At 61.1% G+C, this 14568-nt stretch carries 8 protein-coding genes; 4 read left to right on the top strand and 4 right to left on the bottom strand.

Annotated features, from left to right (window positions below):
* Positions 1 to 62: 62 nt before the first annotated feature.
* Positions 63 to 1175 carry an HlyD family secretion protein gene (locus QBK88_RS08395; protein ID WP_277961691.1) on the top strand — a complete coding sequence of 371 codons (1113 nt, stop codon included), beginning with the start codon at positions 63 to 65 and terminating at the stop codon, positions 1173 to 1175.
* A gap of 36 nt (positions 1176 to 1211) precedes the next feature.
* Here the strand turns inward: QBK88_RS08395 and QBK88_RS08400 are convergent, their stop codons facing one another.
* The 3 genes from QBK88_RS08400 to QBK88_RS08410 are packed head-to-tail and all read right to left on the bottom strand — an operon-like array spanning position 1212 to position 8594.
* Positions 1212 to 6194, bottom strand: coding sequence for an RHS repeat-associated core domain-containing protein (locus tag QBK88_RS08400; RefSeq protein WP_277961692.1), 4983 nt, complete (start codon positions 6192 to 6194; stop codon positions 1212 to 1214).
* Positions 6195 to 6210: 16 nt separating this feature from the next.
* Positions 6211 to 7242, bottom strand: coding sequence for a hypothetical protein (locus QBK88_RS08405; RefSeq protein ID WP_277961693.1), 1032 nt, complete (start codon positions 7240 to 7242; stop codon positions 6211 to 6213).
* Between the two features lie 26 nt (positions 7243 to 7268).
* On the bottom strand, positions 7269 to 8594 hold the full coding sequence (locus tag QBK88_RS08410) for a hypothetical protein (RefSeq protein ID WP_277961694.1): 1326 nt from the start codon (positions 8592 to 8594) through the stop codon (positions 7269 to 7271).
* A gap of 287 nt (positions 8595 to 8881) precedes the next feature.
* Between QBK88_RS08410 and QBK88_RS08415 the strand changes: the two genes are divergently transcribed.
* Entirely contained in the window at positions 8882 to 10450 is a 1569-nt protein-coding gene (locus QBK88_RS08415) for a DHA2 family efflux MFS transporter permease subunit (protein WP_445764911.1), read from the top strand.
* A 101-nt stretch (positions 10451 to 10551) separates the two neighbouring features.
* On the opposite strand, the gene QBK88_RS08420 is transcribed toward QBK88_RS08415, so the two are convergent.
* Positions 10552 to 11490: a site-specific integrase gene (locus QBK88_RS08420; RefSeq protein ID WP_445764912.1), complete on the bottom strand. Its 939-nt coding sequence runs from the start codon at positions 11488 to 11490 to the stop codon at positions 10552 to 10554.
* Between the two features lie 172 nt (positions 11491 to 11662).
* On the opposite strand from QBK88_RS08420, the gene QBK88_RS08425 reads away from it, so the two are divergent.
* The gene (locus QBK88_RS08425) at positions 11663 to 13285 is read left to right on the top strand and encodes an NADP-dependent glyceraldehyde-3-phosphate dehydrogenase (protein WP_277961696.1); all 1623 of its coding nucleotides are present in this window, start codon (positions 11663 to 11665) and stop codon (positions 13283 to 13285) included.
* 138 nt (positions 13286 to 13423) lie between these two features.
* A complete protein-coding gene (locus QBK88_RS08430) occupies positions 13424 to 14494 on the top strand; it encodes an MFS transporter (RefSeq protein ID WP_445764916.1) in 1071 nt (356 codons plus the stop codon).
* Positions 14495 to 14568 lie beyond the last annotated feature (74 nt).

Genomic DNA, 14568 nt, shown 5'->3' on the forward strand with positions numbered 1-14568 from the left:
CTGGACGGCTTGATATTATGATCATAATATTACGCTCATCAGCCCATCCATGGACCCTCGCCATGACCAGCCTTGCCGCCGCCGACACGCCTGTCACCCCTGCCCCGAGCAAGGCCCGCAAACGCCTGCTGTTAACCGTGGGTGCCCTGCTGGCCCTGGCGCTGCTGGCCTGGTATGGCAGCCACTGGTGGTTGACCGGCCGCTTTGTGCAAAGCACTGACGATGCCTACATCGGCGCCAACACCACGGTGGTGGGCCCCAAGGTCTCGGGTTACATTGCCCAGGTGGCGGTCACCGACAACCAGCGGGTCAAGGCGGGCGACCTGCTGGTGAAGATCGATGACCGTGACTACCGCGCCGCCCTGGCCAAGGCCCAGGGTGCGGTGGCCGCGCAACAGGCGCTGCTGGCCAACCTCGACGCCACCGAACGCTTGCAGCAAGCGGTGATCGACCAGGCCAATGCCGGCATCACCGTGGCCGCCGCCGAACAGGTGCGCTCGCGCAACGACAACCTGCGCTATCAGACGCTGTCCAAATCCTCGGCGGTGTCCCTGCAGGACGCCCAGCAGGTGGACGCCACCTTCAAGACCGCCCAGGCCAACAGCGCCCGCGCCCAGGCGCAACTGCTGGCCGCCCAGCGCCAGGTGCAAGTGATCGACACCCAGAAACAGCAGGCGCGCGCGGCCCTGCAACAGGCTGACGCCGACCTGGACATGGCCCGCCTCAATCTCGGCTACGCCGAACTGCGCGCCCCGGTGGACGGCGTGGTGGGCAACCGTCGGGCGCGCGTTGGCGCCTACGCCGCGGCTGGCACCCAGTTGCTGGCCGTGGTGCCCGCCAACGGCCTGTGGGTTGACGCCAACTTCAAGGAGGACCAGTTGGCGGCCATGCAGGCCGGCCAACGCGTGGAGGTGCGCGCCGACATACTGCCCGGCAAGGTCTTCCACGGCCACCTGGACAGCCTGGCGCCGGCCACCGGCGCACAATTCAGCGTGCTGCCGCCGGAGAACGCCACGGGCAACTTCACCAAGATCGTTCAACGGGTGCCGGTGCGGATTCTGCTGGACCCGGTGGATGGACAATTGGGGCAACTGCGGCCGGGGTTGTCGGTGACGGCCGAGGTGGATACGCGGGAGGGGGTGGCTGTTCATCAGGGACAGGCCAGTGCCCAGTGAGACGGGGCACGCTCGACGGGCACAGGACTGCGTCATCTACCCGTCAGGGAACGCCTCCCAATCCCAATTGTCGGGTAAAAATCGATAGGGCGTCGCACGTTTCAATGTGGGTGGCCGGCGGCCGTGCTGTTTGGCGTGAGCTGCCGCCGCGTGCACTTTTGGGCCGGACCGAGTGATATTGTTGGAGAACACCTCCCCATTGGAAAGCTGAAACCGTTGCCCCTTAGGCATTTCCATCGACCTGACGCCGGGGGCCCCTATTACATCGTGGTATGCGATCACAGGCCGCTCCAAATAGTTTGCAACCGCTTTGGCTGGGCTGTTTGCGCCACCGTTGGCGCCATAACAGGCGATGAGCGTTAAAGGCTCGTGAGGGCCAGGAGCAGGAACAACCTGGGAAATTTCTGTTGCAATTTCCGCTGCCACCGCTTCAGGCCTTACCATGACTCCGGCTTGATTCATCAGCGTATGATCTGGCAAGCCATGCGTGTTGTAGGCCAACCCGGAGCCATACATCTTCGACGTGAAGTAGATTCCCTCTTCCTGGTTGAAGACCTTGCCCATGTCGCGGGGCATGTCGGCTACATCATCAACGGCTGCTATGGCCGACGACGCCAGTTTACCCCCCGCTTTATCAAGCCCCAGCGACGCTAGCCCCGTCCCCAGCGCCACCCACCCCAGTATCTCTCCCGCTTTGCCGTCCATCTTTGCAGCCTCCATCGAAAGGCTGGCAATACCAACCCACATGGAAATGACGCCCAGCCCGGCTGCCCCGATGGTCGTGGCCGACGCCAGGGTCAGCGATATCCCGCCAGCCACCATGGCCCCCATCAGCACAACCGAGGCCCCCACCGTCAGCACCGTACCCATGATCCCCAGGGCTGTGCCCACCCCCGCCACCAGCCATTTCCACCAGGCGGTGCCGTGGGGATCGACACGGTTGACAGGGTCACCTGAACAATAGGCATATGCGTTGAGCCCACCCTTGTCGAACGGGCTGAACACATCGGGGCTATGGAAGCGCATCAATACCGGGTTATAGGCGCGGTAGCCGCCCAGCAGGTACCAGCCGATACCCTGCTCACGCCGCTGGCCGGCAAACCCGATCAACGCCGGGCCGCTTTCAACCGCTTGTGCCCCATAGGCGTTGTAGGTACTGCGAAGCAAGGCATCGGACACCTGGCTGTGCACCGACCCCTGGCTGTCGCTGCCCAGCACAGTGACCTGCCGCACCGCATTAGCCAACTGGCTTTGCGCAACCGCGTGGCCATGGGCATGGGTATATCGAATATCCCCCCCAGTCCCGGCATGACACTCATTGCTCAGCACATTGTTGTGATAATAGCGGTACGCTGTGCCTCCCCCTTCATCCACGGCTGCCAAATGCCGGGCAGCGTCATACCTGTAACAGCGCGGGCCGCTTGGCATTCCCACGGAAGCCAAGCGGCCTTGGGCGTCATAGGTCAATGACCGGCCCTGCTCGTCATGTTCCAGGTTGCCATCGAGATCGTAGCTCAAATCCACGGGCTGGTAGCCACTGCTGGCCAAGCTGTGGCGTATCGACGCCAGTTGCGTCGGGTCAGCAAAACTGAACCCGAATGTTGTGTGGTTTAATCGCCCGTCGACCAGCTGGGTTTCCAGTCCTGTGACGTTGTCCACTGCATCAAAGGTAAAACCCTGTTGAGCAAAGCGGTTACCCTGCGCGTCGCTGGGGCCTTCGCTGCCACTGCTCGCATGACGGACCATGCGCCCGCGTACGTCGTACGCAAACGTATCCCGGCGCACCAGGGCGCCTTGCACTGTGTACGACCGCTCGCGCAGCTTGTTGGAGAGCGTATAGGCCTGCTGGATCACTTCAGTGGTCGTCCCTGCCTCGGCAGCTTGGCTGACAAGCGTGCGGCAGATCTCTCGGCCGACATTGTCGAACTCAAGGGCCTGGCTCAAGGAGCGCCAGGGAGCCTGCGTGGTCTGGGTATGAACGCCCGCCACCCGTCCATACTCGTCGTAGGCATAGGCGACGGTCACGTCAGCGCCCTGCCGGCTAGCCAGCCTTCCGAACCTGTCATACCGAAGCGTGACCTGCTCGCCATCAATCCCGCACTGGGCCACTTGACGCCCTGCAGCACTGTAGTAATAGCAGCGGCTACACGACACTTGATCGCGAAGAAACGTTTCGCTTTCCAGCTGGCCCCATTGATCGTATACGGTAGCGTCGGTGCCCGATTCATTCGTTGCAGACACCCGCTCACCCAGCAGCGGATGGTAGTCATAACCCAGGGTTTCGCTCGGGCCTGCTCCGTGGCGTGCAACGAACGACGTGAGTGCCTGGTCAAGTGCCGGTTCGTAGGTACACCCACTGACCCTGCCGCCAGGCGAAATAATGCGTTCGGGCTGAGTGTAACCCTGAGCGTACTCATAGCGGGTCTCACGCCCGCCCACCGTGCGCGAAACCGGGCGGCCAAGGCCGTCGAATGCTTGAGTACCCAGCACCCGCGCCCCCGCGCCAAGGGTTGAATGCTCGATGCTGATTTCAGTGGGCATGTCACCCGGACCATGGCGAGCATAGGTATGGCAGACCACCGCGCCGTCACCCAGCTCACTGGAAACCTGACGATCAAATCCATCGTAGGCCCACTGGGTGATGTTGCCTTCTGCATCCTGGCGCAACACCCGGCGCCCTACCCCGTCGTACTCATTGCGCTCGACCACGACTGCCTGGTGCCCATGCTGTTGGGTGATGCACAGTGGACGCCCCATCAGGTCCATTTCGGTGGTGGTGTGCTCACTTATGCTACCGCCTGCCTCCAACCAAGTCTCGGTTACACGTGTGATAGGGTCATGGTCACTGCATTCCACCACACCATCCGGGCGATAGGTTCTGGCCAGTTGCCCCCAATGGTCGTAGCCATAGCGGGTTTCCAGCCGCAGGTCCCGAAGCTGGCCGTCTACCTGCGGCACTTGGGGCTCATGCTCCACGCTGCTCACCAACTGGCCCAACCCATTGTAAGTACCCTCCCAAGCCTGGTAGAGCCCACCTTGCCGACTGGTTTCCTGACGCTGGATTTCGCGCCCCAGGCCATCGAACGACAGGATGGAAACAACGCCGGTGGGCCCTATCGTTGTCCGCTTGCTACCGTCCCGAGAGACCTCGTGGATGTACGACTGGGAAGCCTCGAAACGCGTACCTGGTGCGCGGGTTACGGTCACACGCCTGCCTAGACTGTCATAGTCGAATACCTGGGCACTACCGGCCTCGGGACTCACCAGCACCCGCTGGCTGGTGACCAGCGAGCGTGCCTCGCTGCTCGATAGCGTCGATCCGTCAAAACCGATGATGATCGTCGTGGTGTACAGAGTGGGCACAGGCCTGAGCAACAGAGGCTGGTGACGCGCACTGACCAACGAGTAGTGATACGCGGTACGAGTAGTCATCCCGTTACAGATCGCGTCGTACCACGCCATTCGCCCATGATGCTCGCCCCCGATGACGAACTGTTCCTTGCGCGCGTCAATGGCTCGCTCCACTCCATCGACGACTTCAGTGCGCCAGGTTTCGCGCGGCACCACGTGGTCAAAGTCTCCATCAGTGGCGGGCAGCACCGTGAAGGAGTACCGCGTGACGCGGATAGGCCCTTGGGTACCAGCGGCAGGAGAGGACCGGCTGCTTTCGAGGAAGCGAACGAACCCCAGCGGATCCGCAGGGCATGCGTCGCTCTTGCCGTGCACCGGAAAATACTGGTGTTCATCGACCCGTCCCGTCGCATCACAGGCCCAGATCAGGTTGCCTGAATCATCATAGCGGTACTGCTCGATCTGCTCGCGGACCAACGTCTCATCTCCGGCAGTCCAATAGCGGGTGGCTATGCGTTCAGGTAGCTGAAAATAGGCGGGCTGCTGGGCGAAGGGCAAGGTGGGACGGTCGTAGTACTGGGTCAACGTCTCGCGCACATGGCCGTTCTCGACCACCCTTTCATGAGTCTGCAGGTGGAAACGGTTGTATTCGCGAAATATCGTTCGTACCGGTCTGTTTTCCAAGTACTGAATTTCGTTGCAGCTGTAGCGGTAGTCTTCGAGAACACGATAGAGGTTGTCCTCAAGGGCCGACCATCGCTGCACTGCGCCATAACCATGGGCATTGTTCAAGCTATAGGTGAAATAAGACTCGCTGGCCGGCTGCCTTGCGCCAGGCACCTGGAAATACTCCTGGACTGCGGGCAGGTGGGCCATTGGCGCCCCTGTCGGCAGAGCCAGCAGGTCATCGCCATAACGTACCCATTGAATGCCTCCCATCGGCCAGGTAAAGGACTGCAAGAGCAGCAGGCCGCTATGATGGTTCAGGTAGCTGAAGCTGAAGGCGCTATCGTCAGGTAGCCGCACTTCGCGTAGTTGCCCTTCGTGAACCATGAATATCAGGGTTATGGCCGCGCGCGTGTCGTCTTCCGGGAACAACCTTACCGATGCACCACCGTCGGAGTAAGTGATGTGCAACAGCACGCTCCCACTGTCATCGATCATCCGTTCAAGGCGTGGCTCGCCACCTGCCGTGTACTCCAGGCGGACCCTGTGGCCTTCAGGGGAGCGCAAGGCCACCGTGCGATAGATTTCGGTGGCACCGCTGGCAAGGTACTCGATCAGTCCGGTCTTGTGCAGGATCTTCAACTGGCCCGCGCCTTCGGTCAGTAGTCTGAACGAAGGCAACTTGCAATCAACGAACTCGAACTCCTCTTCGGCCCCCGGCAGGGTTATGTATGATTCACCGGTGGACAATGACAGCCTGCGCGTACGGCTATGCCATTGGCTGAGTCCCAACTGCCAGCCATTGCCGAAACCTTGAGAAGCGGGCAGCAAGGCATTGAAACCTATTGCCAAAGCAGGAGAAGGCCCCTTCAGCGCGTTCGCCGCCCCCACCGGAAGATTGATGGCCGCGCCAAACTGACCTGTGCGAGGGTCGACCTGGGCGCTGACGAAATTCAGCGCATTGGAGTGAAGCCCTTCCGCACCCTGTGCAATGCCTTTCATGACAGCTCCAGACGGGTCAATCGGTCAGCGTCAATTCCCAGCGCCCCGATGGCGATGTGTCAGCAAATTGCGCATTGAGATGATGGCTGTTGCCGTTAGCATCAATGATGCTCAACGCGCAGGGACCACCCGGTTGGTTGGGCGTGTAGGGAATATCGACGCGTCCTGCGAGGACCAGCATGGCTTTGCCCCGTTGCGAAGGCGGTAGCAAAGGGGGTTGCGAATTGCCCTGCCCGATATTTGTGTTCCATTGGAATGCAGTGTCCTGCGGCCCGGCAAAGCCCGTGTAAGAGGCAAATGACTCACCGGGAAAATTACGATACCACTGGATCATCCCGGCCGGCTCGCTCGTCAAGTGCCGCACCCTGATTACCTCGCCGTCCACTACCAGCGAAAGGACAAACATGAAACTGGCGACAGGATCGGATGGTTCCGCGGACGACGAGTCCAGCGTTCCGAATGCCAGTTGCGTCTTGCTCAACCGGAAATTGTCGGCAAGGTAGTCCGGTGTCTTGACCGGGGTAATGTTGACGGACGATGTGAAGGCACGTCGGTCGTTACGCTTACCTTCGGCGTCCCAGAACTTGCCGTTGGAAAGGTAGCGAATACCGTTGTCACCGCGCACCGACAGAACAAAACGGCTGGGCACACCCGGCACCACATCTGCGTTCCTAAACCCTGACAGGTAAAACCGCCAGTATTGGCCACCCACTCGCGAAGGGCTGCTACGAACAAATGGTTCGACTGCGGCTGCCGGAAAAGGATCATATCCTTTAGCAACCATGGAAACAGACCAACCCGGACCGGACTGATCCCAGCCAACGGGTTGCTCGGTTTCGAACGTGAATATCTGCAGCCTTGCTACCTCCTGGGCGGTCAGTTCAACCTCCACAGGGTCCAAGTCTTCGGGCGCGCCAACTACAGCTTTCAGGTAGACCTGAATCACAACCTGTTGATTGCCGTTGGCGTATAAAGCCATGGCCCCTAAAACCTCAAGTTCAAGTGCTGTCAAGCGCCATTGAGGGTCTGGGGTATTGGGGCTTGTCATGGTTTTCACCTGCTGGGTTGTAGTGATCAGTACTTATCGATGTAGACGAACTGGAAACCCTTCGCACCTTGAAAATGAGCACGCACACGATGGACATTTCCATGCACGTCGACCACTTCAAGATTTTTCGTGGGGTACTCAGCGGGATTGCCGCCTACGGCCCAGTAAAAGCGGCTGTGGTCTTTGCCAAGCCGTTCGGCAATAACCGGCTGACCCTCTCGCGGCTTCTTGATCGAATAGGCCATGTAATCGTAAATATTTCGGTACACATTGCTACCGGCTCGGCATAGGTAAGGTTGCATGTTCTGCCCGCGAATCGTGCTACCGGGCTGGCCACAAAACGTGAAACCCCACTCCCAGTTGTTATATTCGCCATTGTGACGCGTGATTGACCAATTAATACTCCCCTCATAAAGTATCGACAGAAACTTGACCTCCTGCCCCTGCACAATACAACTGATGTAGGTCTGGTATGTATCATTACCCATACTCAGCTCTTCAAGTCCATATGCAGCCTTCGGTGGGTCCAGCGGTGCATAAGGGATGATCTTGACTGAACTGTTGAACTTCCCACCCACCCCCTCACCCACGGGGTCGCTAATGGTATGTGTATTGGTAATGAAGCTGATGTTCCCGTTGACGAACCGTGCCGCCAGTGTTCTGGACGTGGTACTGGTGGTCGCGACATGCAGAATATGGCCTTGAAGGGCGTAGTCAATGCCATTCAGCCGGTACGTTTCCGTCTCAGGTGGTTCGTCGGCTTTCACTTCCGATAGCTGTTGCAACTCCAACAGCCGACTATTGGTACCCGCCAGCTCAGCCTGGATCTGATCGAGCTGTTCCGCTGTATCAGGACCTGGGGTTCCCTGTGTGCCCACGGCGGCCTTCAACGCTTCCAGCCGTCCAATCTGTTCACTACCCGCCTGCATCTCCTGAACAACAATGTTATGCAGATAGCCCGGGGGTAGCGGCTTTATATCCACGTCTCCAACACGCCCTGGGATCGAAGTTTGGCGGATGAATCCTTCGCCATACTGAAACCGCCCCTGATTGGGACCGTCTATGGTAGCTGACCAGCCATCGACAAATGCAGGTCCGACATGGACAGGTGCAGTACCCCCTTCATAATTGACTAGCGTCAGGTTGGCGTGGATCTGCGCAGCTGGAATCTCAACAGGAATATTCGCAGCATCGACTGCAAGAAACGATATTTTCACGCGTATACGCTGGTTGCCATTCCTGAAGAGCGGCCACTCCCCGTGGGGCTGAGTATCATCCATGTAGCGTACTTTGAAATAAATCAACCTTTGCCAGGAAACTGCTTGTGAGTCCAAGGCCTTTACTCTGGACATGAGACGCTCTCCTTTCAAGAACAAAAAAGACGAGGCCACGCAATAACTTTAATTGATCGTAGCGAAGTCAAAGAACCTTCGCAATTACCGTATTAACATTTTCAGGAACTGCAAGCGCAGCCCAATCATTACACTTACATATCAAGTTTAATTGTGACGATTCCGGGCCGTTCCCCCGGCGGATGAAGCAGGGGCACTCCACTTTCCTTCCGGCCTAAAGCGGCGCTGGACACGATAGTATTATGGTCATAATATGATGTCTTGCATCCTATTCCATGGCCCTCGCTATGACACGCACCCTACCCTTCGACCCCGCCTCGATGCCCACCGGGCAAAAAGTCTTCGCCTTCGCCGCCATGTGCGTGGGCATGTTCATCGCTCTGCTGGATATCCAGATCGTCTCCGCCTCGCTGCGCGACATCGGCGGCGGGCTGTCGGCCGGCGCCGACGAGACGGCCTGGGTACAAACCAGCTACCTGATCGCGGAGATCGTCGTCATTCCGCTGTCGGGCTGGCTGTCACGGGTATTCTCCACGCGCTGGCTGTTCTGTGCGTCGGCGGTGGGGTTCACGCTGTCGAGCCTGCTGTGCGGCATGGCCTGGAACATCCAGAGCATGATCGCCTTTCGTGCCCTGCAGGGTTTTCTCGGGGGGTCGATGATCCCATTGGTGTTCACTACCGCGTTCTTTTTCTTCACCGGCAAGCAGAAGGTCATCGCCGCCGCCACCATCGGCGCCATCGCCTCCCTGGCGCCAACCCTGGGGCCGACCATCGGTGGCTGGATCACTGACCATTACTCCTGGCATTGGCTGTTCTATATCAACCTGGTGCCCGGCATTTTCGTCGCCGTGGCAGTGCCGATGCTGGTGCGCATCGACGAGCCGGACTTGCGCCTGCTCAAGGGCGCCGACTACCTGAGCATGGTGTTCATGGCGCTGTTCCTCGGCTGCCTGGAATACACCCTGGAGGAAGGCCCGCGGTGGAACTGGTTCAGTGACAGCACCATCCTGATCACCGCCTGGGTGTCAGGGCTGGCGGCCCTGGCGTTCATTGGCCGCACGTTGTCGGTGAGCAACCCGGTGGTAGACCTGCGCGCCCTGGGCGAGCGCAATTTCGCCCTGGGGTGCTTTTTCTCGTTTGTCACCGGTATCGGCCTGTTTGCCACCATCTACCTGACGCCGCTGTTTCTTGGCCGGGTGCGCGGCTACAGCGCCCTGGACATTGGCCTGGCGGTGTTTTCAACCGGGGTGTTCCAGATTCTGTCGATCCCTGTGTACGCGTTCCTGGCCAACCGCGTGGACCTGCGCTGGATCATGATGGCCGGCCTTGGGTTGTTTGCCTTGTCCATGTGGGACTTCTCGCCCATCACCCATGACTGGGGCGCCAAGGAGCTGCTATTGCCCCAGGCCTTACGCGGCATGGCCCAGCAGTTGGCAGTGCCGCCCACGGTGACCCTGACCCTGGGGGCCTTGGCCCAATCACGGCTCAAGCAGGCCTCGGGGCTGTTCAACCTGATGCGCAACCTGGGTGGCGCGATCGGCATCGCGGCCTGCGCAACCCTCCTCAATGACCGCACCAACCTGCATTTCACCCGGCTGGCGGAACACTTGAACAGCACCAACGAAAACCTCAACCAGTGGCTGAGCAACGTGGGGGCCAGCTTGGGGCAGATGGGCCTGGAAGGCAACCCGGCGGCGCTCAGGCAGTTGTGGAACCTGACCTACCGCGAGGCGCAGACGCAAACCTATGCCGATGCCTTTCTGGTAATCATGGTGTGCTTCATAGTGGCCACGGCGATGGTGCCGTTGATGCGCAAGGTCGTGCCGCCCGCAACGCCCTCAGCCGATGCTCACTGAGATCCCGGGCCTGTTGGAGCACAGCTTGCTAGCGAAGCATGCACCGCGCTCCCGCGTGCTCACCGCAACAGGGATTTTCCCCGGCTAGCTACGCTCACGGATCACAAGTCGTACCGATCCACCGCCCGCCGCCGCTCGTTGTCATCGCGTACGTCGTAGTTGGCCGTGGTCTGGATATTGGTGTGATGCGCCAGTTTCTGCGCGATCGACAGGTCGTGCTCTTCGATCACCCGGGTAATGAACGAGCGTCGAAAGTCGTGTGGCATGATCTTCACCCCCACCTGCGTCCCACGCTGGCGGGCAATGTAATAGATGGCGTGCTTGGTGATGCGCTCGCGGGTGATGTGGCTGCCCCGGCGGATGCGGTTGAACAGGAAGCTGTCGTCCTGCTCGCCCTCCCCCAGGTGCTCACGACGGTAGGCCAGCCAGGCGTTGAGCTTTTCAAAGGCCCAGGCCGGGGCGTACTTGATCAGTTGCTTGTTGCCCTTGCCCGTCACCTGCAGGCTGCGCTCGCTGAAGTCGACCTGCGCCAGGTCGAGGTTCACCGACTCGGACTTGCGCATGCCCGAGCCGTACAGGATGGCGATCACGGCCGCATCGCGCAGGCCCTGGGGGCGGGGGTCGGCGGCGCAGACGTCCATCAGTTCGCGGATCAGCGTGCGCTTGAGGTTACGCCCCTGGCTCAGGCGTGTGCCGGCGGCGGGCTTGACCGAGCGCATCTTGAGCAGGTGGTCCTGGTCGATCAGACTCAGGCGCCAGGCTTCGTTCATCACCCCACGTATGGCGTTGACGTACAGTGACGAGGTGTTGGGCGCGTAACCGTCCTCGCGCAAGGCGGCCACCAGCCCGGTGATGTGGCCAGGCTGCAACACGTGCCATGGCACGTCGCGGATGTCGGTGTCGGCGAAACCCAAGCGGTCGGACGCGTCCTGCAGCACGTATTTCATGGTCAACTGGCTGGAAGGCACCAGGCGGGCCAGGTACTGCACCAGGGGGTTGCGCACATCTGGCAGCGGGTCAAGGGCGGGGATATCAGGCAAAACGGGAGGTTCCTCGTGGGTGCGGTGCGGGGGCATGGTAGCAGGCCGGGGCACGCACCACCCGAGTGCACACTGAAAAAACCCGACCAAATTTGGAGCTGACACGTTTCAGCCCGCAACCAATAGCGCTATGCTGAATCCTTTGTCACCGTTCATCCATGGAGGTAGCGTCATGAGCCAAGATCCACTGAGCAGTCTGTACCCCACAGCAGCGGATATCCCCGAACAGTACCGCCTGAGCGGCCAGGTCGAGCAACGCGATTACCTGGTGGACGGCGAACTGCGTCGCTGGGATGGCCCCTTGGCCACCGTGCGCAGCCCGATCTTCCTGAATACCCCCGAGGGTGATCAACAGGTCATTCTGGGCAGCACACCGCTGCTCGATGCCGACACCGCCCTAACCGCCCTGGACGCCGCCGTGCGCGCTTACGACAAGGGCCGCGGCGCCTGGCCGAACCTGCGGGTGGCCGAGCGTATCCGCCACGTCGAAGGTTTCCTGGCGCGCATGCGTGAACAGCGCGACGCGGTGGTCAACCTGTTGATGTGGGAAATCGGCAAGAACCTCAAGGACTCGCAGAAAGAGTTCGACCGCACCTGCGACTACATCGTCGATACCATCAATGCCTTGAAGGACGTCGATCGCAAGTCCAGCCGCTTCGAGCTGGAACAGGACACCCTGGGCCAGATCCGCCGCGTGCCGCTGGGTGTGGCGCTGTGCATGGGCCCCTACAACTACCCGCTGAACGAGACCTTCACCACCCTTATCCCGGCGCTGATCATGGGCAACACCGTGGTGTTCAAACCGGCCAAGTTCGGCGTGCTGCTGATTCGTCCGTTGCTGGAAGCCTTCCGCGACAGCTTCCCTGCCGGTGTCATCAACGTCATCTACGGCAGCGGCCGCGAGACCGTCAGCGCGCTGATGGCCAGTGGCAAGATCGACATCTTCGCTTTCATCGGCACCCACAAGGCCGCCAGCGACCTGAAGAAACTGCACCCCAAGCCACACCGCCTGCGCTCGGCCCTGGGCCTGGACGCCAAGAACCCTGGCATCGTGCTGCCCGAGGTAGACCTGGACAACGCCGTTAACGAAGCCATCACCGGCTCGCTGTCGTTCAACGGCCAGCGCTGCACCGCGTTGAAGATCCTGTTCGTGCACGAGAACGTGGTGGGCAGTTTCATCGAGAAATTCAACCAGAAACTCGCCGCGCTGAAATCCGGCATGCCGTGGGAACCGGGCGTGTCGTTGACGCCGCTGCCGGAGCAAGGCAAGACCGACTACCTGTCGGCGCTGGTCAAGGACGCCGAGGCCCATGGCGCCAAGGTCGTGAACCCCAATGGCGGCGCCATTCGGGGTTCGTTCTTCTACCCTGCGGTACTGTTCCCGGTCACCCCGCAGATGCGCGTCTACCAGGAAGAACAATTCGGCCCCGTGGTACCGATCGTGCCGTTCCGTGACCTGGAAACGGTGATCGACTACGTGCTGGAGTCGGACTTCGGCCAGCAAGCGAGCATCTTCGGCACCGACGCTACCCAGGTCGGCAAGCTGGTGGACCTGTTCGCCAACCAGGTGGGCCGCATCAACATCAACGCGCAGTGCCAGCGCGGCCCGGACACCTACCCGTTCAACGGCCGCAAGAACTCGGCCGAAGGCACCCTGTCGGTGTTCGACGCCCTGCGCACCTTCTCGATCCGCACGCTGGTGGCGACCAAGTTCCAGGACGCCAACAAGACGTTGATCAGCGATATCATTCACGATCGCAAGTCGAACTTCCTGACCACCGATTACATCTTCTGACCGGGTACCGGGCAGGCCGCCAGGCTTGCCCGGATCCACTTCCCCACGGCATGATGGCTCCCCCTTCCCCGGGTGGAGAGCGCAGTGCCCAGCGTTTCGCAGATCGCCGATCGACAATCCCGCCTCGCCGCCACGGTCATGGCCCTGTGCCTGCCCAGTGACGTGTTGCTTTATTTGCTCCTGCCCATGCAGCCCCAGGCCTTCGGCATCAGCCTGGCCCAGGCCGGTATTCTGCTGGCGGCCAACCGCCTGGTGCGGATTGTCGGCTACAGCCAGGTGGTGCAGTTCTATGCGCGCAAGGGCGACCGCCTCACCAGCATGATCGCGGCAGGTGCCGCGGCCCTGTGCGCGCTGGGCAACGCCACGCTGTCAGGGTTCGCCTGGTTGCTGGGGCTGCGCCTGGTGTGGGGGTTGTGTTTTGCGGCGTTCAACCTTTCTACCCAGGTCATGGCCACCCATGAACCGGCAGGTGCTGCGCGACGTTCCGGGCGAGCGCGAGCGCTAGCGGCCATCGGGCCCATGCTGGCCTTGCCGCTGGGGGCGGCCTTGAGCCTGTGGCTAGGGCCGCGGGCGATTTTCTTCATTCTTGCCGGCACTTGCACCCTGGGCTTCTTCGTTGCCCGACGCCTGCCGCAGCAGCCCCATGCCTTGCAGGCGGGTGGCAAGCGCTTCAAGAAGCCCGACAGCGTGGCGGTGTGGTCCTTCATCGAAGGCGTGGCGCTGGACGGGCTGTTCATATTCGGCCTGTCCTTGCAGGCGCAGAAGGTACTGGGCGGCGACGCCATGATGATCGCCGGGGTTCTGATGGGCCTGCGCTACCTGTCCGAACTGTTGCTCAGCCCGTTGGGCGGGTGGGCGGCGCAGCGTTTTGGGGCGACGGCGATGCTGCTGGTGTTTTCCATCAGTAGTGCTGTGGCCTTGAGCGTGTTTGGCAACCACTGGGTGATCGTCGGCGGTGCCGCCGTACTGGTATTGCGTGCCTTGCAACTGCCGCTGGTGGCGACATTGGTGGCCGAGCGCAACCCGGGGCCAGCGCGCGTGCAGGCCCTGGCGTCCAATGCGGTCTGGCGCGACGTAGGCGCGGGGCTAGGGCCATTGCTGGCCGGCGTATTGCTGCCGGTCACCTCGGCACCGTGGGTATTCGGCGTGGCAGGATTGGCGATAGCCTTGAGTGCGCTGGCATGCCAGCGTAAAGCCCATCCCGCGTAGCAGCGGACCTGGCCGCGTCGGGGTGCATGCGGTGTGCCTGAGACTGCGCGGCGCCCTGGACGCGGCCGGGTCCA

It is taken from the genome of Pseudomonas sp. RIT-To-2 (genome assembly GCF_029623465.1).
GTDB classification, from domain to species: domain Bacteria; phylum Pseudomonadota; class Gammaproteobacteria; order Pseudomonadales; family Pseudomonadaceae; genus Aquipseudomonas; species Aquipseudomonas silvicola.